Origin of the sequence: Thermostichus vulcanus str. 'Rupite', from assembly GCF_022848905.1 — a bacterium.
Lineage (GTDB): Bacteria > Cyanobacteriota > Cyanobacteriia > Thermostichales > Thermostichaceae > Thermostichus > Thermostichus vulcanus_A.
On sequence record NZ_JAFIRA010000052.1, the window covers coordinates 1 to 22,530 of the forward strand.

A 22,530-nucleotide genomic window follows, 5' to 3' on the forward strand; every position below is an offset into this window, starting at 1 on the left:
AGGTAGGGTCGGCTCAGGGGATGGGGTAGTTGGCAATCCCCTGAACTCCATGAATACCTTGCAGTCTAAGGTTGCAAGGGGCTAGAAGGGAGAATCCCCCGGTTTCTAACCGGGGGAGTGTCAATATTGCAGGCTGGCCCAGTAGGCGTCGGTCCTTCCTCCAGCAGGCGGTTGAGTTTAACTGGTGAACTGAGTGATGGTTTTAGAACGGGGTTCTCGAGCAGACATTGGCCGTACTGCTGAGGTCTCTGAGGAATGGCTGCAAACCTAGGTCACCTACTGCCCAACCCAGCAGGGATCCGCTTGGATAGGGGAACTTCTGCGGGATCTGCCCTTTGCACTGGAACAAGGAGGGAGCAAACTGGTTGACATCCTCCCCATGTGGATTTCTACTACGCTCGGGTGGCAAGCAAACGGCGAGGCTTGCCACGAACTGGTCAGAATGTCGCCCTAGCTTTCAAGTTTCAGGACGGGATCCCTAACAAATCCTCAATTTTGGGCATTTGGTCCAACGGAATCACCCGACCCTCATCCTCAAAGTTGGGGATCTCTGAGGACTGGTGCGCGTCAGGGTGATGGAGGATCCAACCGTGCGAAAATCTCCCTCTAAAACCTGATAGCCCAGGTCTTCCCATTGTTCTTTTTGGGTAACCCCCTGCAGCGGCCCTCCCGGACGCAAAAGCCTCATGTTCAGGGCATGAGCAGCCATCAGGACAATTTGGGGAGTCCGGTAGCATCGCCGCAGCACAATCGAGCGTCCGGCCAATGTCACCTTCGGTTTGCTCTCTTCATCCCGACCGAACAACTCTGCGGCTCCTGGCACCACCAACGAGCCAATGCCCTGAGCTTCGTCATAGGCCCAATAGAGTCGCTTCGGATCCCGTAGGGTTTGGTAGGCCAGGCGATAAAAAACTGGGGGTAAATCCTGCCCTTTATCGATCAAAATGGCATCAAACAGCTGCGGAATTTCGGTGGCTTCTTGCTCCAGTTGCCCACAGATGTAATGAAGCTCACACCACCTGCTGACACGAGGTGGTGGTGTCGGTGCTGACCTGTAACTCTCTGATGAGTCCACAGGTCACACAAACCAGCCCAGCTTCTAGGCGAGTATCGGGAACTTTTGCCCAAATACCCCTCACTCTCCTTTCGGCACGTGAGCTTAAGAACCCCTCTGGCAGCGATATTGTGAGCGCCATCAGGTCTGCCGCATATCGCTTACCAGAGGCGAATTTGGCCAGAGCATAGTTCTTGCAGTCGCGCTCCACAACTCCAGAGCCGTCATACGCCAACTTTGAGGTATGGGCAGCAATCACATCAATGGTTTTGCCCCCAGCCTCTTGCCACTTCATCTCGCTATAGTCCCGAATCATGCTTTTGAGCCAACCCTGAAAGCGCTGTCGCAAAGTGGAGCGTTTCCGTCCTCCCGTTGCCTTCCAGCCTTTGAGGCTCTCAAATACGATTGCCTCAGCGTTAAATGCTAATGCAAAGGCAATTGCACCTCTGCGGTAGTAGCTTGGAAATTTGTGAAACACCCTATCAAACGAAGCGTATTTCACATTCGGATTTTGAGCAGTTTGGTGAATCAATCTCTCCACAGCAGGGATGATCTGCTGATTCGACAATCCTCCTAGCTCTGCCCAATGGGTGTAAATCACGCCCACCAAATGCCTGCACAAACGACGATAAACCTTTACCGAAACAGCATTCGCTGTTGCGCCGTTGGGTTAAGGCTCCATTTATCAGTACGAATGATAGGCTTTCGGTTTATCATGGAACAATTATCATAGTGACAGCCATGCCAAGCGGCCACAGCCGATAACCATAACCCCAGCGTCACTGCTCTATTGATCCCGGGCCCAACCCAGGTCTAATTCCATCACTTCTGCCAACAGAGAGAAGCTGTAGTACAGCCCTTTAATGCTCGGCAATCGCGTGTCGCGTAGCATTAGCGTTGCGTAGCAACAATGCCTACGGCAGGCTGCGCCACCCCAAAAGTGAACGTGGGTTTGTGACAACAACAGTTGTGTCCTTACCCTATTTTGAAAGCGCTAGAGTGCTCCGCACCGCTGTCGCGAAGGGGATTCCCCCGTGCTAGGTGACTAACGGTCGCGCTAGCGTGCCCTTGGCGCAAAGGGCTGTAAAGGGATCCCTAGGAGCCAATCTGGGCGATGCTCAAAGCCGTGATGAAGAGCCCCTCATCCCACCCTCTACCCTCCGCAGGGGCTCCCAGATGAGCCACTGCATCTGCCTAATCATCAGGGCACCTCGAAAAATCCAATCAAACCTGTCTTACATTATCAAGAAACCAATGAGATCTGAGATCATTGATCATTGAGCAGTAGACCAGCCATCCATTCACGGCTATGGGACAACAAAGCCTTTGTGATCTAGAGCAGCGTTATGAAATCCTAGCCCAGAAACAAGACATCCTGATTCGTGAGATTGTTCCCTGGCAAGAATTTCGGGTCATTCTAGAGCAAATTCACGACAAACCTCGCAAAAGCAACGCCGGACGCAAACCCACCGATGTCTGGCTGTTGATGAAGCTCACACCACCTGCCGAGGCGAGGTGGTGTGAGCTTCATGTATAGGTGACAGGGTATCCATCGTTCCGTTAGCATTAGAGATCGCTGTAAACGCTCGGATCAGGTTCCAAGACCCGCATGGGCACCTGTACGGCGAGGAGAAACCATGACTTATGCGATTGTTGAAACCGGTGGCAAGCAACTTTGGGTTGAGCCAGGGCGTTTTTATGATGTAGAGCGCCTACCCGAGACGGACGAAGATAGTGCTTTGGATTTGTCTCAGGTTTTGCTGGTGAACCATGAGGGGCGGGTGACTTTGGGGCATCCCTATGTCTCGGAGGCTGTTGTTAAAGCCCGGATTTTGCACCATCGGCGTGGCACCAAAGTCATTGTTTACAAGATGAAGCCGAAGAAAAAGACCCGCAAGAAAAAGGGGCATCGGCAAGAACTAACCCGTGTGCTCATCGAGGCTATTGAGTTAAATGGCGTTGCATTGGCCACTGCCGAACCTGTAGCCGAACCAACCAGCCTAGTGGAAGCCACAGAAGGGATCCCTGAGGATGCGGAATAAACCTCGACTTGGCACACACACTGTTGATTTTGTTTGATTTTCAGTGAGTAAGACACAGTTGCATAGGTTGCATAGGAGGCGTTATGGCTCATAAGAAAGGAACAGGCAGTACCCGCAACGGTCGTGACTCCAATGCCAAGCGGCTGGGGGTCAAGCGCTACGGGGGTGAGCTGGTGCATCCCGGCCATATTTTGGTGCGGCAGCGGGGGACTAAGTTCCACCCTGGAACCAATGTCCGTATGGGTGGGGATGACACTCTGTTTTCGGTGGTGAGTGGCATTGTCACCTTCGAGCGCTACGGCAAGCATCGACAAAAGGTGAGTGTTTATCCGGCGGAAGTTGCCGCTGAATAAGGGCAGATCCTTAAGAAACACCTCTGTTTACCCACCTGGGATCCCTGCAAACATGGGCTCTTGCATGGCTTCTTGATAGTCCCAGTTACAATCTGGGCATGATCAAGGGAAGGCGGGTATGGGCCACATAACCTGCAGGTTGTTTCCTGGGAAAGCTTGTGTGGGATGTGGGGCCGATGCGCGTACATCTGTTTCGGTGGTTTGGCAGTCTACACTTGGCTGCTGGGGGGATGTATCTCTATTGGCGGCTGACGGCAGGATTAACCGGGTTCGCATCCTTTCTCTTCTGGTGTGCAGAGTTATTTGTCTGGTTAGCGGCTATCCCTTTTTTCTTGAGTCGCATTCCCCATGAGCTAGGCCATCTACCTGCGCCAGAGGTGTTTCAACGGGCCTTCTTCCAGATGCCAAGGGTAGATGTGCTGGTGATGCGCCGCTGGGACTCTCCAGAAGCAACTCGGCAAACGGCACTGGCTGCTTTGCAGCTGAATTACCCGTGGGATCGGCTGTTTGTGCATGTGGTCGATTTGGCGGAAGACGAGGAGATGGCGAAAGTGGCCCGCTCCATCCCCTGTGAATATCTGGCTTGTCCTGAGCCGACTGTGGATCCTCTCACCCATGTGCTTCAGTCGGGGAAAGCGAGTGGAGAGTATTGGCTCCTGATTGAACCCGGCCAATTCCCAGAGCCAGGTTTATTGTTGCAAACGTTGCCCCTCTTTTACGATTCTCCTGAACGGGCTCCAATCGCCAATTCCACAGGATTTGTTCAGGTGATGTTGCAAACCTTGGGCCAGCCAGCAGCCGTTCACCCCCTTCAGCAGGTTTTGGCCGTCGGATCCCGAGGTTTTCAGGCAGCCCCCCTGTTGGGATCCGGTTGTTTGATCCGACGGGAAGCCCTACAAGGGATCCCTAACCTAGACTCGCGCAAACCGGTGCGATTGGGGTGTCAAATGCACCGCAAGGGGTGGACTTCCCACTTGGTTAGAGAGACCCAAGTCACCGGGGCACTGCTGCCCTTACGCAATCGCCGGGTTGCTCTACTGGCCCTTTTTTCTGCCCTGAAGGAGAACCCCTTTTGGGGGGGGCAAACGACCCTGCAGCAGCGCCTGCAATACCTGTGGTTAACCTTCTGGGCGGCAGGAGGGTTGGCAGAACTGGCTTATTTGGCGGTGCCAGTGGCCTTTTTGTGGACAGGATGGATGCCGGTACCGGCTTTTGATCAGCGGTTTTTCGCTTGGTTTTTGCCTTACCTGGTGCTGGGGCGGGTCAGTTGGCTCCTGGCTTTTCCCCCGCGGCTGTGGCGGGTGGCATGGAACTCGGAGCGACAGACGGGCAGTCAGTTTTTCCAGTCGATTCAGGCCTTGGTTCAATTCTTGAGGGGGGTGATTCCCGATTCCGAAAAACCTTCTCAACTGTCCTTAGGGCCACAAGCTCTGGCCATTTTGCTCACCCTGATAGCGATTGGCGTGGGATCCGTTCGCTATGTTAGCACATGGGATCCCGTTTGGCCTGGATTTGTCTTTGGATTGCTTTGGGCGGTGTACAACCTGTTGATCCTGACGGTACGCCCGGATGATCACGATTTTGCCAGTTGGCAATTCACAGAGCGACAACAGCCTGCTTTGGCCGAAGATCCTTCAGAAAACTAGCTTCTAGCTCGGGGAGAGCAGTCTTGATTCGAGCTTTCTCAGAGCATCTTTTCCAAGAACTGCCTGGCCCGTTCGCTCTTGGGGTTGCTGAAGAACTCAGCTGGGGGAGCATCTTCCACCAATAAACTTCCGAGAAATCGACGTTTTGTTTGCGTTCTTCGGTAGGGGTCATGCCCGCCATGACAAAATCGACTCGATTGGCTTGCAAAGCTGGGATGAGGCCACTGAAATTCATGCCCACAACCCGCAGGTTAAAGCCCGGTTCTTCGGCGATGTAGTTAGCAATATCGATATCAAAACCCACGATCTGCTCTTGGCCGCTGGAGGTGTCATAGTACTCGTAGGGAGGGTAATCAGGGGAAGTGCCCATGGTTAGCGTTTCACGGCCTTGAGCCTGTACCCAACTGGGGCCAAAGCTGAACCCTACCCCAACCGCCGCTACAGAACTCAGGACTAAGCCAAGCAAGGTTTTCCGTCGTTTCAAGGGATCCCGACAAGTTCCCCCGCCAGGAGCGGATCTTGTGATCTTCTAAAAATCTTCACAACTTGGCGGCAGCAGCCCTGGATGACTCTCGTTATGGAAGGGGTTGGGTAGCAAAAGCTATGCTGAGATATGGGTAGATCGACTCTTTAGGGCAACACCGTTGTGGGTACCGAAGGGGATCCTAGCCAGAATCCTTGGCATCGCTTGCAGGGTTTGAGTGTGGTCTCGTAGATAAGAACAACACAACTGTGGAGCCAGAACGCCCCCCTCTTCGTTTGATCCCGCTGGGTACGGATCCCCATCAGCAAGGCTGTGCCTATTGGTTAGAGATGGGATCCCATCCTGCTCCGCATGGTACGGAGCGCTATCGTGTGCTGTTGGATTGCGGGTTGCCCGGCTCGGTTCTCCTGAACGTTTTGCCTGGGATCCCGGATGCGGTCATCTGTAGCCATGCCCACTTCGACCACATGCAGGGGTTGCCCGCCTTTCATCGTCGCTACCCGCAAGTGCCTCTTTACGCCACTCCTGTCACGGCCCATTTGGCCGCGGGTCTTTGGGAGCGGGGAGTCTGGCCCGGTTATGACCGCGAAGTGCGTTTCCCCCCTTTGCGGGCTTTGCCCCTTGGCCAAGCGCGGGAAATTCTGCCCCACCTAATGCTCACCTTTTTTGCCGCCGGACATCTGCCAGGGGCAGCAGCGACGCTCTTGCAAAATACCCAAACCACCCCCGCCCAAACCTGTGTGTACAGCGGCGACTGTTCGTTGGCCTCCACTCGTTTTGCGCCTGGCTTGGATCTGACGGCGTTGCGCCATTGGCAGCCGGATTTACTTCTAATGGAAGCCTCACTGGGGGCTACCCGCTATCCGGCCCGTCGCCATTTGGAAAATCGCTTGGTGGAGCGGCTGCTCAGTGCTCTGGAAGCGGGCCAAACCGTGTTGCTGCCGCTGCCTGTGTTGGGGTTGGGGCAGGAACTGATCTTTTTGCTGAAAGCCCATCACCGCTTTACCCAATCCCTGAAAGACTTGAAGGTGTGGGTGGCCCCAGGTCTGGCAGCGGGCTGTGACCTCTACGAACGGTTGCTCTCCCAGATGCCGGAGCCTGTGCAAAACTTTGCCACCTACCAGCCTTTGTTTTGGGAACCCCGCCTACAACCCCAGGTACAGCCTCTAACCGAGGCGGATCCCTTACCGCAGGGCTTATTGTTGTGCGATGCCGATGCTGGGCCGGAGTCTTGGGATCCGATTTGGTCGAGACTGTTGGCCCAACCTCAGCGCTCCTGTTTGCTGGTGCAACTGCCGGAGGTGGAACTGGCCACCCCGTTTGAGCGTTGGCCCGCGGTGTTGCGTTCCCGTATCCAGGTGGAATCCATGACCTGGCATAGTCACAATGATGTCGGACATCTAACCCAAATTATCCACACTTTCCGTCCTCAGCATTTGGTGCTGATCCACGGCAGTCCAAAGCAAGCCCAGGATTTAGCCGATCTGCCGGAGTTGTGCAACCGTTATCACGTCCATTGCCCACAGCCTGGACATGGGCTGGAGTTCCCAGACGGACGCCTGCAAACCCCGACCAAGGGATCCGATCTGGCCCATTTCAAGGGCAGCACTGCTGCTGAGATCGGGGATCCGGCGGTGCGTTACGAAGGGGAAGTGGAGGAGGTGTGGCAGGATCACCCTGCTCCTCGCTCGATTGCTGGCGTACAGGTGCATTTGCCTGCTCAGATCACTGAGGATCCCCGTTGGCTGGCCTGGGCCGATACTGGCTTGGTGGAAGCCCGCTGGCAGGGATCCGAACTGGTGCTGCGGGGCCTTTCTCCACGGGAGCTGATCCGTCCGGCAACTCCTACCCCGTCCCACCCCCGACCACCCCAAGCCCCGATAGGAACCCAGCGAGGCATGAAATGCCAAAGTTGCCGCTTTGCGCGCCAGATCTTGACACCCCAAACCCAGGCATTTCGCTGCGATCAAGAACGCTCCCCCCTCTACCGCCTCAGGGTGGATCCCCAGGATAGCTGTCCCTATCATCAGCCTCAGGAGATCCGCTCTTCCGGTTAGTGACTTGCGGGACAAAAGCGCAGCGGCGGGAAATACCCCCAAGGCTAGAATGGGTCAAACTGCGAAGGCAACCATGTTTGAGCAAGAACACTTCGCCAACGGTCGAAGCGGCTCTGTGGGATCCTTAGAACGTCTCACGGAACTCTCCGCCCCCATTCGCCGTGACAGTCGCCCCCCCGTTGTGCAGATGGTCGGCGTGAATAAGAGCTATCAGCTCCCGGAAGGCAGTTTTCAAGCCCTTTACGATATCAACTTGGTCATTGAAGCCGGGGAATACTGCGCGATTATGGGGCCCTCGGGCTCGGGCAAATCCACCCTCATGAATCTGATTGGTTGTTTGGATCAGCCCAGTTCCGGGCGCTACTGGCTGGATGGAGTGGAGGTCTCTACCCTATCGGATCGGGAGCTGGCCCACATTCGCAATCAAAAAATTGGCTTTGTGTTTCAGCAGTTTCATCTGTTGCCCGTCTTAACCGCCCTGGAAAATGTGATGCTGCCTCTGGCCTACGCTGGGATCCCAGAACCGGAGCAACGTCAGCGGGCGGCGCAAGCCTTAGAACAGGTGGGCTTGGGCAACAAACTGCACCACCGTCCGGCACAACTGTCGGGAGGCCAACAGCAACGGGTGGCCATCGCTCGCGCCATCGTGAATCGCCCGCGTCTACTACTAGCGGATGAGCCGACGGGTGCTTTGGATAGCCATACCAGCCAAGAGGTGCTGAAAATTTTTGCCGATTTACACCAGCAGGGCATGACCATTGCCATGGTTACCCACGCCATTGAAGTGGCCCAGGCCGCCCAGCGCATGATTCGGGTTGAGGATGGGCGCTTGCTGAGCTAGGTTACCACTTCGGGAAAAAACTGTATCACCTCACCTAATCCGTTATCTTGCACAGGAGAACTCATAAATATGGTCAAGCTGTGGAAATGGCACCCTTGGGGATCCCTGAAGCTGGCAACCGGCTTGGGAATGGTGCTAGCGGTTGCTGTGTTGAGCTGGACTTTGATGGGCAGCGGAGGGGTTATGGCCAATCCTAGTGAGGGATCCCGGATATTGACAGTGACAGGGCAGGGATCCACTCCGGTTGAGACCTCCATTGCCCAAATTCGCTTAGGGGTGATGCTGCGGGGAGACTCAGCACAAACCGTCCAGCAACAGGTGGCGGAACGTTCGGAGCGCCTGGTGACCCGCCTTAAGGAGCTACAGGTCAATGCTCTGCAAACCACGGGGATCTCCCTGTATCCGCAATACGACTATCGGGATGGTCAATCTCACCTGACGGGGGTGCAAGGGCAAAACAGCGTCCAGTTCGAGGTGCCTGTGGCCAGTGCCGGACAAGTCTTGGATGAAGCGGTGGCGGCTGGAGCCACCCAGGTAGAGTCGGTCAGCTTCCGAGCAGAGGATGCCGCTCTGGTGCAGGCGCGCAGCCGTGCTTTGACCCAAGCGGTAGAAGATGCGCAACGCCAAGCTCAGGATGTGTTGGGAGCCTTGAATCTCACCCTCGGTTCAGTCGAACGCATTCAGATTCACAGCGATGGCCGTGTTACCCCACCGCCCGTTCCCCTAGCGCCCAGTGCAGATTTTGCCCGCTCCGAGATCGCTTCTACACCCGTGGAGGGGGGAGAACAAAGAGTACACGCCCAAGTCACCCTAGAGATTCGCTATTAAATCTGGCTTGAGCAACCCTTGAGCAACAATCAACACAAAATGCCCAAAACAATCCAATCCAATTGAAGCGTCAGTTGATACCTGCCGCTTAGAATGGCTATGGAAAGTCTGCGGATTCTTGCTATCTTCGGCTTTCCGTTTGTCCTGCCCCGGTTTGCCCATGGATCCCAGTCCGGAGAGCATTGTTGTACCTCAGTCTGAAACGCCTCAGACAGGTTCCTCCTTTGGCAAGGCCGACGACGGTAGCATTCGTGCCCACGTCCTGATTGTGGATGACAGCTACATGGTGGCGGAGATGTTGTCCAACTTTTTGGGCAAGCAGGGCTGTAGCATTTCCTATGCTTTAGATGGCTCCTCCGCCCTAGAGCAAATTCGTCGTCGACCGCCGGATTTGATCATCGCCGACTGGGTGATGCCCTCCCTGAATGGCTTGGATCTCTGTCGGCAGTTGCGGCAGTCCCCAGAGTACGCCTGGGTGTACTACATCATCATGACTGCCCGTGAGGGCAACGATAATATGGAGCGGGCTTTGGAAGCAGGGGCTGACGAGTTCCTCTCCAAACCGTTTCAAGCGGCAGAGTTGATGACTCGGGTGCGGGCGGGCTTGCGCATTGTGGAAAGTCGCCGCCAACAACACCTGATCAAAACCGGGCAAAAACAAGTTCCATCCCCCGCCAAGTCGATTGGCTTAGAGGTGGGCAACCGTCAGGATTTGGTGACCCGTTTGCCCTTGCGGGTGGCTCAAGCCCGTTCTCAATCGGAACCTCTGAGTCTGTTTGTGCTTCGTATTGCCAACCTTAGCGCTCTCAGTAAAGGGTTGGATGCTCAGGCTCGGGCCGCCCTCCTCAAGCTCTTTACGGATCGGTTGGCCAACAACCTACGGGAGGGGGATGATCTGTTTTGCTACGATGAGGGACAGTTCATCGTTCTCCTGTCAGGGAGCACCCTAGCTGCCACACAAATTGCTGCCGAACGCTGCTGTCAGCGAATGATTCAGGATCCTTTTGTGGTGAATGGGCAAGCTCTGCCGGTGCAGTTGCATTTTGGGGCCGCCAGTCTTATGGAAAACGATGATCCCAAGGGGGTTGCCCTCTTGCGGCGGGCTGCCCAGGCGATGCGAGACAGCAAGAACTTACACAGCTCTGTGGTCACCGCCCCCAGCCCTATCTCGGCTCCTGAGGAGCTGCTGAACCGGCTGAAGGAACTGGAGACAGAGAACGAAAACCTGCGACAGGATTTGGAAACCCGGATAGCTCAGATCCAGGATCTACAGACCCAGAATTTGCAGCTCAAAGAGAAAATTCACCAAGAAAAAATCCAAGTGACTTCCCTCGAGCATCTGCCCCCTTCGCAAGGGTTTTTGACCCATGAACGCCCCCAACTTATCTCGAGAAAACCTATCCAGCGGCGACTCAAGCGCAAACCACGTCGCAGATCTCTCTACAGAAGCATCTACCGGAGAAAATTACACAGAACTTGAGATATCCAGACACTGCAGGAACCATGGTTAATCTATGAGCATAGATCTCAAAAAAATCAAAGGTTCTCTTCTCAATAACATCGAGCTGATTCTCACAGGTGTTGGTCTGCTGGTTATTCTCTTGAGTGGACTTGTAGCCAATAGAGCCGAGTTCTGGAAGATCACAGCTCTTGTTGCCATTCTGGTAGGGGTTTTACATGGCTTAATATTTTGGGTGATTCGGCGGCGGCAGCGGCTGGTTAGAGCCGAGGCGATTGCTCAAGTCCGGGATATGCTGGAGGACTTGATGAAAAATAAGTTGCAGTCTGTAAAGATGATGCTGCACTTAGCAGAGCTGCGTCAGGCCCGCTTAAGCAATCAGGCTCAGGATTTTCAGGAAGCCTACCAGGTGCTTCGCCACATTTCTGAAATTATTGATCACCTTTCAGAGGAGTCTTTGGGTCGTTGGCGTCACCGCTATCAGGCCACATTAAAGCGGATTGAGCAGGAGCAGCCTGAGCCTTGATGCAGCCAATCTCAGGCACAACACAACTGCTGGGTTTAATCGGGGATCCGGTTGGCCATAGCCTGTCTCCAGCGATGCACAATGCGGCCCTGGCAGCCTTGGGGGAGGACTACTGCTATGTACCCTTTCCAGTAGCCCCGGACCAGTTGGCAACGGCAGTGGCTGGGTTGGCGGCCTTGGGGGTGCAGGGCTTTAACGTTACCATTCCCCACAAACAGGCGATTTTGCCTTTTTTGCTTCAGGTGGATCCTCGGGCGGCTGCGGTGGGGGCGGTGAATACGGTTTATCGGCTGCCTGGGGGAGGGTGGGCAGGCACGAATACCGATATCGATGGCTTTTTGCAGCCGCTGCTGGGACTAAACCTGCAAGGGATCCCTGCCCTGATCCTGGGATGCGGGGGTGCGGCGCGGGCGGTGATCCAGGGCTGTGTGGAACTGGGGATCCAACCCCTGCGGGTGGTGGGGCGTTCTCCGGACAAGTTGGCCGCTCTGCAACACACCTGGCCTCAACTGCAGCCGGTGGCCTGGGCGGATCTGGATCCCTACTTGGCGCAAACCCAGCTGGTCATTAACACCACCCCGATTGGCATGAAACCGGGATCCACCCCCCAAGCCAGGGAAGCACTTTCCCCCCTGAGCTGGGAGCAACTGCGTCTGCTGCCCGCTGGGGCGATTGTGTATGACCTGATCTATGTGCCGAATCCGACGCTGCTGTTGCGCATGGCCGCCGATTTGGGTCATACCCCGATCACCGGCCTAGAAATGCTGATTCAACAGGGAGCCAAGGCTTTATCCCTGTGGCTGGGGGGCAAACCCGTCCCGGTGGAAGTAATGCGACAAGCCGCTCAGCAACAGTTGGCTCAGCTCTCTCAAGACTCCTCACCCAAGCCTCCTCACAGAGAATGAGCAACTTGTGGATCCATCGGGATCCCGTTTGACTTGCGCCCTCAAGGTTCGATAGGGTTTGGGTGCGCAATCCCTTGGCAATTCGGAGGCAGAGCATGGCCAGTGTTACTTACGAGCATGTAACCAAGCGATACGGGGACACCACCGCTGTACATGATTTGAATATTGCTATCGAAGATGGGGAGTTTCTGGTCTTTGTTGGCCCTTCCGGTTGTGGCAAAACCACCTCCCTGCGGATGCTGGCCGGACTAGAAGAAATCAGCGCGGGCTCCATCTACATTGGCGATCGCCTCGTTAACGAAGTGCCCCCCAAGGATCGGGATATCGCCATGGTCTTCCAGTCCTACGCCCTCTACCCCCACATGAGCGTGGCCGAGAATATGGCCTTTGGCCTAAAGCTGCGGGGGTTACCGAAGGTGGAGATTGAAAATCGCGTCAAGGGAGTAGCCAAGCGCCTGGGCATCGAACATCTGCTTGACCGCAAACCCAAAGAACTATCCGGTGGGCAACGGCAACGGGTAGCCGTCGGTCGAGCGATTGTGCGCAATCCAGCAGTCTTTTTGATGGATGAACCCCTTTCCAACCTGGATGCCAAACTGCGGGTACAGGCACGGGCTGAGATCAGCAAATTGCACATGCAACTGGGCACCACCTTCATCTATGTCACCCACGACCAGGTGGAAGCCATGACCATGGGCAGCCGTATCGCCGTCATGAAAGATGGCCACCTGCAGCAAATTGATACCCCCCACAGCCTCTACACTCACCCCACTAATATGTTCGTGGCTGGGTTCATCGGCAGCCCCTCCATGAATTTTTTCCCGGCTAAGCTCCTCGAACAAGAGGGCACCCTCTGGGTGGATACCGGCGCTTTCCGGGTGGCCATTCCCTCCCACAAAGCGGATCCCTATCGGCAATACGTCGGCAAGTCCGTGATCTTCGGCATTCGTCCCGAAAACATTCACGATCCCCAGTACCAACCCCAAGGGATCCAACCGGCTCCGGTACGGGCGAAAGTGTCGGTGACCGAGCTGATGGGCAATGAAGTCATCCTTTACCTGAGCACCAGCGACAAAGAAGGGATCCTGGCGGAGCAGGAGTTTGTCGCCCGTGTGGATCCCCGCACCGAAATCCACGTTAATCAATGGGCCGAGGTGATCTTCGATATGGATCGCTTCCACTTGTTCGATAAAGAGAGCGAGCAGCGCTTGGGTTAGATCCCGCTCAGCAATTCAGAATTCGTTACCATAAGCTCCAGAGAAACAGGGATCCCTATGCCGGAGCAATCCATCCCCAGTCTGGTTCAGGCGCAGTTTGACGAATTTCCGTACCCGAATGTACCGATTGAGCAAACGGTTACGGATAATTCCGCTCTTTTTGCCAATAGCATCACCACCGCCCGTTACCTGCGGGAGCGCAAAGTCGTGGATCCGGCGGGCAAACTCATGCTCAATGCCGGTTGTGGCTCTGGCTGGGAAACCCTGGTGCTGGCCACCGCCAACCCTGGCGCCCACTATATCGGGGTTGATATCTCCGCCGAATCCATCAAAATGGCCCAGCAGCGCTTCCAGTTCCACCAAATTGAGGATGTGCGCTTCGAGGTGATGGATATCACCGATATGACCTCCTTGGGAGAACAGTTTGATTTCATCGCCTGTAACGATGTGCTCTACCTGCTCGATGATCCAGTAGCGGGGCTAAGGGGAATGCGCCAGGTGCTGAAACCGGATGGCATCATCCGCACCAATGTCCACAGTCTCTACCAGCGCCAGTTCATTTTTCATATGCAAGATGCCATGGAGCTGCTGGGGGTGATGGATGAGCCTGCCTCTAAGGCCGTTCCCATTCTGCGAGAACTGATGGATGCTCTCCACGAGGGCAGCTTTGTCAAAAGTCACTGGAATGGCGATGCCATCAAAACGACTACCGGTATTTTGGCCAACTTCCTGCTCCGCAGTGACAAAGGCTTCACGGTGCCGCAGGTGTTCGAGATGTTGCGCCAAGCTGAGCTGGAGTTCGTCAGCATGGTGAACTGGCAGCAATGGAAGCTGGAGCGGGTGCTCAACAAGCCAGTCCCCTACGCCATGCGGTCCATCAAAAAGCTGAGTCAAGAGGAATTGCTACATTTCATCGAGCTCATTTTCCCCAACATGACTCGGTTGATCGACTTCTGGTGCGGCCACCCAAGCGGGGCAACTCCTCCCCAACCCTTCAGCCATGAGGAATGGTGGAATGGCTCCGTCCAGGCCCATCCCCTGTTGCTGCGGCTCAATGCCAGGGCTGCTTTTGAGAACGCCATCCGCGACAATGGCCCCGTGAATATCAATGGCTGGCCGGGGGCAGAAGGGAACATCAGTGTGGATCCCTTCTCGGTGCGTTGGTTAATCGAAGCGTTTGGGGAGAAGCCTGTGCCGGTGCAAGCGCTGGTTGTCCAAGCCATGGAGTTGATGGATTGGACTCAAGAGGAAGCCTTCAATCAGGTGTTGGCTAACCTCAAGTTTTTGGAGGAGCGTCTTGTGTTGCTGCTCAATTCCCCATTTCGGTAGGTAGAGTTGGGCTGGGCTAAGTCACATAGCTGTGCGGGAGTTGATCGAATTCCGCTAACGATGCAAAAAATCCAAGAAGTCCCATGGAAACTACCGTTGTTGTCGTAAACCCGCGTTCACTTTTGGGGTGGCGCAGCCTGCCGTAGGCATTGTTGCTACGCAACGCTAATGCTACGCGACACGCGACTGCGGAGCATTAAAGGGCTGTAGAACCCGTAGAACCCATTTCACCCACCAGGATCCGAATAAATAGATAGCCCAATCAGTCCAATGATGAGGACTGGGATGGGAATCAGTTGGGCGGTGCAGAGCCTTGTCAAACCAATGGACTGGGTTGTGGCTGTAACCCCAGCTGTGTAACGGCCTCTGCGAGGGCCAACTCACGACTGTCCACAAATCGCTCTGGGGGTATGGGCAGATGCAAGTTTTCTAGCCGCTGGCGGATCCGTCCCTTGGCCCCGACAATCCACACCTGCTTGCGCTGATCCAGGGCATCACGAATGGCATTTTCCAACGATAGCGTCGCCGAGACTCCCAGCATCGGCACATCCGACAAATCCAGCACCAATGCCTGACAGGAGGCCACCGCCTGGTGTTGCCGGGAAATCGCTTGGGAAACCCCGAAGATCATCGGCCCACTCAGGTAAAACAACAGCACCTGACCCTGGGCCTGCCGCAGCAACGTTTTTTCCTGTGGGGTCAGCTCAACCGCATCATCCGCATCGGTAATGGCCTTCACTTCTTCCGAGTGGATTTCGCTCAGGCGTTGAATGGTGAGCAAATTGGCCACAAACACCCCCACACCCACCGCCGCGATCAAGTCCACAAACACCGTCATGAACATGACGCCGTACATGATCGCCGCCCCCTTGAGAGAAAGTCGATGCGCCCGCTTCAGGAAGCTCCAATCGAGAATATCCACCCCCACCTTGAGGGCAATCCCCGCCAACACCGCCATCGGGATCCCTTGCGTGAGAGGAGCTGCAAACAACACCACCATCAGCAGGATCCCGGCTCGGGTCATGCCAGACAAAGGGGTGCGTCCGCCTGATTGGATGTTCACCACCGTACCCATGGTGGCTCCAGCCCCCGGCAACCCTCCCAGCAAACCGGAGACGATATTGGCAATCCCTTGCCCAATCAGCTCTTGATCCGAATCGTGGCGGGTGCGGGTGAGGTTATCGGCAATCACCGCCGTCAGCAAGGTGTCGATACAGCCCAGCATCCCCAGTACCACCCCATCTAGCACCAAGCTGGCGAAAGAAGACAAGGGCAAGCGCGGCCACTGCAACTGCGGCAAACTGGTGGGGATAGGGCCAATGCGGCGCAAATCCAGATCAGCCATAAACAGACTGGCAACCAGGGTTCCCACCAACAACGCCACCAACTGTGGTGGCACCACTCGTCGCCAAGGTTTGGGATAGAAGAAGAGGATCCCGATTGTCAGCAGCCCCAACCCCAGTTCTGGCCCCTTAAGGTTAAGGAGATACTCCGGCAGGTTCTGCACCGCCCCGATCACCCCGCCCCGATTGACTTGGCCCAAAATCGGGGGAATCTGCAACAAAATCATGATCCAGCCAATCCCCGACATAAAGCCGGAGATCACGCTGTAGGGCATGAGGGTGATGTATTTGCCCAATTTCAGGGCCCCAAACAGCAGTTGAAACAGCCCCCCCAGCATCACGACGGTGAAGGCCAGCGCCAACCCCTGATCCGGATAGCGAGCTGTTACATTGGCGATCACCGCCGTCATCATCACCGTCATCGGCCCGGTGGGTTCGGAGATGAGCGTCGGGGTACCGCCAAACAGGGCAGCAAAAAAGCCAACACACACCGCCCCGTACAGCCCCGCCACCGGCCCCGCCCCAGAGGCCACCCCGAAGGCCAACGCCATCGGCAAGGAAACAATGGCGGTTGTCAGTCCACCGAAGAGATCCCCGCGCCAGTTGTCCAAGCTCAGACGCCGACGCCAGTACAAAAATTTCCCGCCCTCAGACTGTTGTTCTTTCGCTTGGCTCAACATGCCCAGAAATCCATCAGCACTATCGGCAGATTACCATTGAATAAGCTCGAAATATCGTTCTAAATCAATAGATTTTTCTCTATCTTTTTCTTCAGGGATCCCCCTTTGGATTGAGGGCATGGGGGTTAAATCGGCAGAGTGGTATGAAAGTGGGAGTAATCCACATAGCGATTTCCATGGCTGTCGAGGTGCAGGATGTCGGCAAACCGCTGCCCCCAGTGAATCTCATCCGCCAGATAGGAGTGGCGAGCATGGATGGTTTGGGAAAAGGTATCGTCGATGCCGGTCAGGGTGATGATCAGCTCCGCCTGACCTGCCTCTAGATCTTGAAGTGTGAGGCGGTAAAGGGGGCTATCCCGCTCGATCCGGTGCATCACCGTCCAGGTCACCGCAAAAATGGGAGACGTGGAGCGCACCAGGCGTAAGTCGTAGAGCCGCCGCATCCATTCCCCTTCCGCTGAAACCTGGTTATAGGCAAGTGTGACGCGAATTTGGGCCTCGACAATCTGGTTGAAGCGCTGGTTGGCCACCCGAAACATCAAGGTAGGGCAGCCTTCGTAGACATGAACAACGGCCACGCGGCTGAACATGACCCGGGCCGTAGGCCGCGAAATACGGGAAAAGACCAAACCTGTGGCCACAGCCGTACCTGCCACCCCCAGCATCGCCTCAAGGGTGACCAGCACATTGGCATAAAGGCTAAGGGGATACATGGCTCCATAGCCGATGCTGGCCATGGTCTGCACACTAAAAAAGAAGGCATCCCCAAAGTGGCCTGAGCGAGCATTGGCAATATTGTTGGTGCCAATCAAATAAAGCAGGGCAAAGCCGACATTGGCCAAAATGTACCCTCCAGCCAGCACCCCCAAAAATCCCGGCCAAGATAGGGTCAACAACAGATGATACAGATCTCGCAACCCCTGCGACGGGATCCCACGGCGAACCAAAGGGCGATGGCCACCAGGTTGTCCCATGCGAATTGGGTGGGAGATCCCCAATGGGGATCCCTGAGGAACCGCTGATTGGGGTCGCCGATGAACCACCGAGCACCTCCTGCCGAAGCAAGCCCGCCCGCCAGGGAGCAGATCAGAGCACCGCTCTCACAAAAGGCGAATGGTAGACTTAGAGTACAAAAAACACTGTACTCATTCACCCCGAGTTTGCCCATGGGCAGGGTTTGTGCCTTCCTGTGCCCTCGCCCAAGCCAACCGGGATCCCCAACCTGTACCCCAACCCCATGAGCGATAACGAATCGACGGCTCGCATCATCTCCACCGACCTGCAACAGGAGATGTCCCAGTCCTACCTGGAATACGCCATGAGCGTGATTGTCGGGAGGGCCTTGCCAGATGCGAGAGATGGGTTGAAACCGGTTCATCGCCGCATTCTCTACGCCATGCACGAGTTGGGGCTGAGCGCGGATCGCCCGTTCCGCAAGTGCGCTCGGGTTGTCGGGGATGTAATTGGGAAATACCACCCCCACGGGGATCAAGCGGTCTATGACGCGCTGGTACGGATGGCCCAGGATTTCTCCATGCGAGAGCCCCTGGTGGATGGGCATGGCAATTTTGGTTCCATTGACAACGATCCGCCGGCGGCAATGCGCTACACCGAGTGTCGGTTGACAGCCTTTGCCCAAACCAGTCTGCTGCAAGATATTGATGCCAATACCGTTGATTTTGGCGACAACTACGATGGATCCCAGCAGGAACCCTTGGTGTTACCGACGCGGATCCCGCAATTACTGCTCAATGGCTCCTCCGGTATTGCCGTCGGGATGGCCACCAACATCCCTCCCCACAACTTAGGGGAACTGGTGGATGGTCTGATCGCCCTAATCCAAAACCCGAACCTCACCAGCCTGGAGCTGATGCAGTGGATCCCGGCTCCTGATTTTCCAACAGGGGCCTTGATCATGGGTCAAAGTGGCATCCGTGAAGCCTATACCACCGGGCGGGGTTCTATTACTATGCGGGGTGTTGCCACCATCGAAACCTTGGAGCAGCGGGGCCGCCCGACCCGGGATGCGATCATCATCACCGAGCTGCCTTACCAAACCAACAAGGCGGCCATGATCGAGAAGATCGCCGAGATGGTGAACGAGAAGCGCCTAGAAGGTATTGCCGATATCCGCGATGAAAGCGACCGCGATGGCATGCGGGTGGTGATCGAGCTGAAGCGGGATGCGCAAGCTCAGGTGGTGCTGAATAACCTCTACAAGCAAACCCCCCTGCAGGCCAACTTTGGCGTGAACATGTTGGCCATTCTCCAGGGTGAACCTCGCACCCTAACGCTGCGGGATTCCCTCCAGGCTTTCCTGGACTTCCGCCAAGAGGTGATCGAGCGGCGCACCCGCTACGAGCTGCAAAAAGCCGAAGAGCGGGATCACCTTTTGCAGGGATATCTCTTGGCTCTTGCTCATCTGGATCGGGTGATCGTCCTCATCCGAGAGGCTGCGGATACCGCCACGGCCCGGGCCGAATTGCAGGCGGTGTTTGGCCTGAGTGAGGCGCAGGCGGACGGGATCCTACAGATGCAACTGCGCCGTTTAACCGCCTTGGAATCGGAAAAAATTCAAGCGGAACACGAAGAACTGGTGAGACGGATCGCCGATTTGCGAGATATTCTGGCCCGACGGGAACGGGTGATGCAGATCATCAGCGAAGAGCTGGAGCAGATCAAGGCCCGCTTTGCCAGCCCCCGTCGTTCTCAAATCTGCTTGGATGACTCCGAGTTGGATACGGCTGATCTGATCGAAAACCGTGAAACGATCATCTTTCTGACGGAGCAGGGCTACATCAAGCGCATGGGCATCGAAGAATTTCAGGTGCAGGGACGAGCCACCCGTGGCAAAGCCGGGGCCCGCATTAAAGAAGACGATGCCATCGAACAGTTTTTTGCCTGCCGCAGCCACGATACTATTCTCCTTTTCACCGACCGTGGGGTGGTGTACACCCTGCGCGGTTATCAAGTTCCCCAGGGGAGCCGCACTGCTCGCGGCAGCGCCATTGTGCAGCTGTTGCCGATCACCCGCGAAGAGCGCATTACTTCGATGGTGCCGGTGAGTGAGTTTACGGATGATGAATATCTGGTGATGCTCACCCGTGGGGGCTATATCAAAAAAACTGCCCTCAGCGCCTTTGCCAACGTTCGCTCCAACGGGTTGATTGCCATTTCTTTGGAAGAGAATGACGAGTTGCGTTGGGTGCGCCGGGCCCGCTCCAGTGACGACGTGGTGATGGCCACCCGTCAAGGCATGTCAATTCGCTTCCGGGCCGATGATGAACAACTGCGCCCTTTGGGACGGGCCACCCGTGGGGTACGGGCGATTACCCTTAATCCAGGTGACAACCTTGTCAGCATGGACATTATCTCCGCGGAGTCGGTAATGGCTGCCGAGCAGGAGGGGGAAGGGCTGGCCAACCCCTGGGTGTTGGTGATCACCAAGGCCGGACGGGGCAAGCGCTCGGCCATCGACAATTTCCGCCAGCAAAACCGGGGAGGCAAAGGGGTGATTGCCACCAAGTTCCGGCAAGATTCTGACGAGTTGGCTGCTCTACGGATTGTCAACGCCGAGGATGAAATTATGCTGGTGACCGCTAGAGGCATTGTCATGCGCCAGGCGGCTAAGGCGATTCCCACCCAATCCCGTGAAGCCACCGGGGTACTGGTACAGCGGTTGGATCCCGAAGACAGCATTGTTGGGGTAACGGTGGTGCCGGCCTCCTTCATTGGGGATCCAGAGGAAGCTGATGAGATAGTGGATGGAGTTTCTGAAGAAGATTGAAGTCGATGATTTCAAGCTACTCTTCCAGACCCTATACTGGCTGAAGAAAATAAAAGCCACCTATTACGTGTGGGAATTGATGACCCGTTCAGCTTGTTCTCAACCGCCTGAGTCACCTGAGCCTGTCGATCCAGAGACTACAGCCCTATTCCCCAAGGGATCCGAAGCCCGAGCGGTCACCACAATAGCAGATTTGTGGGTACGCTACCGTGCTGGTGGGCGAGATTTTCGGGGTAGTCAACTGGCTCAGGTGGATCTAAGCCGTTCCGACCTGGGGGGGATTGATCTCAGTCGCTCTGATTTGAACCGGGCGCAGTTACGGGAGATCGACTGGGTCGAGGCGATTTTGCGTGGAGCCGATTTGCGCGGAGCGGATTTGCAACGGGCTAACTTAGCGGGGGCAGATCTCAGCCGGGCCAATTTGCACCGGGTGAATCTAACTGCTGCCACCCTCACCGGGGCCAACTTATCGGGCAGCCGACTGGAGGGATCCAATCTCCGCCATGCTTACGTGATTGGGGCCAACTTTTCAGAAGCCTTCATGTGGAAAACCGACCTACGAGAAGCCAACCTGAGCGGCAGCGATCTCAGTCGGGCAGCCTTGCGGGGGGCGGTTCTGACGGAAGTGAATTTAAGCCTGGCTAACTTGACCAGTACCAACCTGTCCCAAGCTCAGTTAAGCAGGGCGCTCCTGGCCGATGCTGGCCTACACGGCACCATTCTCATGGGTTGTAACCTCCAGGGATCCCAGTTGAGCAAGGCGGATCTAAGTTTGGCACTATTGTTGGGGGCCAATTTGCAACAGGCCAATTTACGGGGAGCAGGCTTGGTGGGGGCAAGTGTACGCGGTGCGGCTTTTCAGGGAGCAGATTTGCGAGGAGCCGTGATGCAGGTGCGCAACCTAGAACAGGCCCAGCTAGAGGGGGCACTGTATAACTGGCAAACCGTGCTGCCGCAGGGATTTGATCCCGTTGGGGCCGGTATGGTTTGGAGCGAGGAGGGTTAAGAGCCAGCGACCCTCTGATAGCTTCCGTAGTATTTCTAATCTCCCGACATTGGGATCCTGACAGGTGCGGCATTTGCCTCTTCAGAGGGGGGGGATCCCGTACCGAAGCGAGCAAGGATTGAGTGTTAGTTTTAACTTAACCAAAACTTCAGAACTGTAACGGTCTGTGGGAACAGGCTGACAGATTCTGATGGGGTTGTACCTGCTGTATCTATGGAGCTTGTTTACTCCATGTCGAGCCCAATTAATTTCATCCCTGGTTTTGAGGCCGTGCAGACTCCTAGCCCCGACAATCGGCTCTGGCAATATCTGCAGACCCAGGATCCCAACATTTTTCAAGATATTGCCCGCAATTCTTCCCCGGAAGTGTTGGAGATCCTAGGCCACAACATCCGCAGCCTTGTGGGGGCCTTGCCTCCAGAACAATTTGGGGTTCAAGTGATCACCAACCGGGAGAGTTTGGCCAAGATGCTGTCTGGCGCGATGATGGGCGGCTATTTTCTGCGGGTGATGGAGGAGCGCTTAGCCCTGGAGCAAGCCTTGAATAACTCAGCGACTTCTGTGGCCCCCACTCAGCCGGAGGAAGGCAAGGCTTAAGCAATTCCATTCCTTGGTGCTTGCTTGTCCCTCTCCCCTTACCAAGAGCAGCGTAAAGCCCCCGGTTTCAAACCGGGGGATATAAGCGCACAGGCTGAATTTATTCAGCCGTGGTGTGGGTCGTTGATGTATTCCAACACCTTCTGAGTACTAATCTTCCCGGTAGTGTCGAACCCATACGAATGCGTCCACAGGCTGGGTAACCTAAGCAATTCTGGGAACTCTTGTCTAAGAACACGGGATGACCGACCCTTAAATGCCTTCACCACCTGGGAAATGGAGTGATGGGGGTCGTATTCCACCAAGAGATGGACATGGTCAGACGCGATCTCAAGCACCTTGATAAACCATTTTTTCTCGGCAGCGACTTCCTGGA

20 protein-coding genes and 2 pseudogenes are annotated in these 22,530 nt (G+C 55.7%); 15 read left to right on the plus strand and 7 right to left on the minus strand.

Features of this window, described 5'->3' with window-relative positions; genetic code table 11:
* Nucleotides 1–517 precede the first annotated feature (517 nt).
* Nucleotides 518–1,075: a DEAD/DEAH box helicase gene (locus JX360_RS15090; RefSeq protein ID WP_244352555.1), complete on the minus strand. Its 558-nt coding sequence runs from the start codon at nt 1,073–1,075 to the stop codon at nt 518–520.
* A complete protein-coding gene (locus JX360_RS15095) occupies nt 1,011–1,661 on the minus strand; it encodes a hypothetical protein (protein WP_244352557.1) in 651 nt (216 codons plus the stop codon). Before JX360_RS15095 ends, JX360_RS15090 begins: the two co-directional genes overlap by 65 nt.
* Nucleotides 1,662–2,363: 702 nt before the next feature.
* On the opposite strand from JX360_RS15095, the gene JX360_RS15100 reads away from it, so the two are divergent.
* The 4 genes from JX360_RS15100 (at nt 2,364) to JX360_RS15115 (ending at nt 5,095) form a co-directional block, all read left to right on the plus strand.
* On the plus strand, nt 2,364–2,591 hold the full coding sequence (locus tag JX360_RS15100) for a hypothetical protein (RefSeq protein WP_244352559.1): 228 nt from the start codon (nt 2,364–2,366) through the stop codon (nt 2,589–2,591).
* A 100-nt stretch (nt 2,592–2,691) separates the two neighbouring features.
* Nucleotides 2,692–3,096, plus strand: a complete 405-nt coding sequence (gene rplU / locus JX360_RS15105) for a 50S ribosomal protein L21 (protein WP_244352561.1) — start codon at nt 2,692–2,694, stop codon at nt 3,094–3,096.
* 83 nt (nt 3,097–3,179) lie between these two features.
* Nucleotides 3,180–3,449 carry a 50S ribosomal protein L27 gene (gene rpmA, locus JX360_RS15110; RefSeq protein WP_244352563.1) on the plus strand — a complete coding sequence of 90 codons (270 nt, stop codon included), beginning with the start codon at nt 3,180–3,182 and terminating at the stop codon, nt 3,447–3,449.
* A gap of 176 nt (nt 3,450–3,625) precedes the next feature.
* A complete protein-coding gene (locus JX360_RS15115; protein ID WP_244352565.1) occupies nt 3,626–5,095 on the plus strand; it encodes a glycosyltransferase family protein in 1,470 nt (489 codons plus the stop codon).
* A gap of 38 nt (nt 5,096–5,133) precedes the next feature.
* Here JX360_RS15115 and JX360_RS18080 read toward each other — a convergent pair.
* Together JX360_RS18080 and JX360_RS18085 are read right to left on the minus strand one after the other, a co-directional pair.
* Nucleotides 5,134–5,226, minus strand: a pseudogene (locus JX360_RS18080) (peptide ABC transporter ATP-binding protein); the annotation flags it as partial.
* A gap of 44 nt (nt 5,227–5,270) precedes the next feature.
* Nucleotides 5,271–5,465: pseudogene (locus tag JX360_RS18085) on the minus strand (transporter substrate-binding domain-containing protein); the annotation flags it as partial.
* 362 nt (nt 5,466–5,827) lie between these two features.
* Here JX360_RS18085 and JX360_RS15125 point away from each other — a divergent pair.
* From JX360_RS15125 to JX360_RS15160, 8 genes are all read left to right on the plus strand, one after another.
* Nucleotides 5,828–7,636, plus strand: coding sequence for an MBL fold metallo-hydrolase (locus JX360_RS15125; protein ID WP_244352569.1), 1,809 nt, complete (start codon nt 5,828–5,830; stop codon nt 7,634–7,636).
* Nucleotides 7,637–7,709: 73 nt separating this feature from the next.
* Entirely contained in the window at nt 7,710–8,477 is a 768-nt protein-coding gene (locus tag JX360_RS15130; RefSeq protein ID WP_279611553.1) for an ABC transporter ATP-binding protein, read from the plus strand.
* A gap of 69 nt (nt 8,478–8,546) precedes the next feature.
* Complete coding sequence (locus JX360_RS15135) at nt 8,547–9,305, plus strand: SIMPL domain-containing protein (RefSeq protein ID WP_244352571.1); 759 nt, start codon at nt 8,547–8,549, stop codon at nt 9,303–9,305.
* Between the two features lie 118 nt (nt 9,306–9,423).
* A complete protein-coding gene (locus tag JX360_RS15140) occupies nt 9,424–10,785 on the plus strand; it encodes a response regulator (RefSeq protein ID WP_244352573.1) in 1,362 nt (453 codons plus the stop codon).
* Nucleotides 10,786–10,819: 34 nt separating this feature from the next.
* Nucleotides 10,820–11,290: a hypothetical protein gene (locus JX360_RS15145; protein WP_244352575.1), complete on the plus strand. Its 471-nt coding sequence runs from the start codon at nt 10,820–10,822 to the stop codon at nt 11,288–11,290.
* A complete protein-coding gene (locus JX360_RS15150) occupies nt 11,290–12,195 on the plus strand; it encodes a shikimate dehydrogenase (RefSeq protein ID WP_244352591.1) in 906 nt (301 codons plus the stop codon). The genes JX360_RS15145 and JX360_RS15150 overlap by 1 nt, the downstream gene beginning before the upstream one ends.
* A gap of 95 nt (nt 12,196–12,290) precedes the next feature.
* Complete coding sequence (locus tag JX360_RS15155; protein WP_244352577.1) at nt 12,291–13,412, plus strand: ABC transporter ATP-binding protein; 1,122 nt, start codon at nt 12,291–12,293, stop codon at nt 13,410–13,412.
* A 57-nt stretch (nt 13,413–13,469) separates the two neighbouring features.
* Nucleotides 13,470–14,741, plus strand: a complete 1,272-nt coding sequence (locus JX360_RS15160) for a class I SAM-dependent methyltransferase (RefSeq protein ID WP_244352579.1) — start codon at nt 13,470–13,472, stop codon at nt 14,739–14,741.
* 316 nt (nt 14,742–15,057) lie between these two features.
* Here the strand turns inward: JX360_RS15160 and JX360_RS15165 are convergent, their stop codons facing one another.
* The gene (locus tag JX360_RS15165) at nt 15,058–16,764 is read right to left on the minus strand and encodes a SulP family inorganic anion transporter (protein ID WP_244352581.1); all 1,707 of its coding nucleotides are present in this window, start codon (nt 16,762–16,764) and stop codon (nt 15,058–15,060) included.
* Nucleotides 16,765–16,889: 125 nt separating this feature from the next.
* Complete coding sequence (locus tag JX360_RS15170) at nt 16,890–17,738, minus strand: ion channel (protein ID WP_279611555.1); 849 nt, start codon at nt 17,736–17,738, stop codon at nt 16,890–16,892.
* A gap of 263 nt (nt 17,739–18,001) precedes the next feature.
* Between JX360_RS15170 and gyrA the strand changes: the two genes are divergently transcribed.
* From gyrA to JX360_RS15185, 3 genes are all read left to right on the plus strand, one after another.
* The gene (gene gyrA / locus JX360_RS15175; protein WP_244352593.1) at nt 18,002–20,551 is read left to right on the plus strand and encodes a DNA gyrase subunit A; all 2,550 of its coding nucleotides are present in this window, start codon (nt 18,002–18,004) and stop codon (nt 20,549–20,551) included.
* Nucleotides 20,529–21,557 (plus strand): pentapeptide repeat-containing protein, encoded by a 1,029-nt coding sequence (locus JX360_RS15180; protein WP_244352583.1) that lies wholly within the window; start codon nt 20,529–20,531, stop codon nt 21,555–21,557. The genes gyrA and JX360_RS15180 overlap by 23 nt, the downstream gene beginning before the upstream one ends.
* A 231-nt stretch (nt 21,558–21,788) precedes the next feature.
* On the plus strand, nt 21,789–22,154 hold the full coding sequence (locus JX360_RS15185; protein ID WP_244352585.1) for a DUF760 domain-containing protein: 366 nt from the start codon (nt 21,789–21,791) through the stop codon (nt 22,152–22,154).
* A 104-nt stretch (nt 22,155–22,258) separates the two neighbouring features.
* Here JX360_RS15185 and tnpA read toward each other — a convergent pair.
* On the minus strand, nt 22,259–22,530 hold a 272-nt coding region (gene tnpA / locus JX360_RS15190; protein WP_244352587.1), incomplete at its 5' end, for an IS200/IS605 family transposase.

What these genes read in the sequence shown, in the direction of transcription:
- rplU (WP_244352561.1), top strand. Translation starts at nt 2,692, where the DNA reads ATGACTTATGCGATTGTTGAAACCGGTGGCAAGCAACTTTGGGTTGAG.
- JX360_RS15160 (WP_244352579.1), top strand. Translation starts at nt 13,470, where the DNA reads ATGCCGGAGCAATCCATCCCCAGTCTGGTTCAGGCGCAGTTTGACGAA.
- rpmA (WP_244352563.1), top strand. Translation starts at nt 3,180, where the DNA reads ATGGCTCATAAGAAAGGAACAGGCAGTACCCGCAACGGTCGTGACTCC.
- JX360_RS15155 (WP_244352577.1), top strand. Translation starts at nt 12,291, where the DNA reads ATGGCCAGTGTTACTTACGAGCATGTAACCAAGCGATACGGGGACACC.
- JX360_RS15180 (WP_244352583.1), top strand. Translation starts at nt 20,529, where the DNA reads ATGGAGTTTCTGAAGAAGATTGAAGTCGATGATTTCAAGCTACTCTTC.
- JX360_RS15135 (WP_244352571.1), top strand. Translation starts at nt 8,547, where the DNA reads ATGGTCAAGCTGTGGAAATGGCACCCTTGGGGATCCCTGAAGCTGGCA.
- JX360_RS15150 (WP_244352591.1), top strand. Translation starts at nt 11,290, where the DNA reads ATGCAGCCAATCTCAGGCACAACACAACTGCTGGGTTTAATCGGGGAT.
- JX360_RS15115 (WP_244352565.1), top strand. Translation starts at nt 3,626, where the DNA reads ATGCGCGTACATCTGTTTCGGTGGTTTGGCAGTCTACACTTGGCTGCT.
- JX360_RS15165 (WP_244352581.1), bottom strand. Translation starts at nt 16,764, where the DNA reads ATGTTGAGCCAAGCGAAAGAACAACAGTCTGAGGGCGGGAAATTTTTG.
- JX360_RS15145 (WP_244352575.1), top strand. Translation starts at nt 10,820, where the DNA reads ATGAGCATAGATCTCAAAAAAATCAAAGGTTCTCTTCTCAATAACATC.
- JX360_RS15185 (WP_244352585.1), top strand. Translation starts at nt 21,789, where the DNA reads ATGTCGAGCCCAATTAATTTCATCCCTGGTTTTGAGGCCGTGCAGACT.
- JX360_RS15100 (WP_244352559.1), top strand. Translation starts at nt 2,364, where the DNA reads ATGGGACAACAAAGCCTTTGTGATCTAGAGCAGCGTTATGAAATCCTA.
- gyrA (WP_244352593.1), top strand. Translation starts at nt 18,002, where the DNA reads ATGAGCGATAACGAATCGACGGCTCGCATCATCTCCACCGACCTGCAA.
- JX360_RS15130 (WP_279611553.1), top strand. Translation starts at nt 7,710, where the DNA reads ATGTTTGAGCAAGAACACTTCGCCAACGGTCGAAGCGGCTCTGTGGGA.
- JX360_RS15170 (WP_279611555.1), bottom strand. Translation starts at nt 17,738, where the DNA reads ATGGGACAACCTGGTGGCCATCGCCCTTTGGTTCGCCGTGGGATCCCG.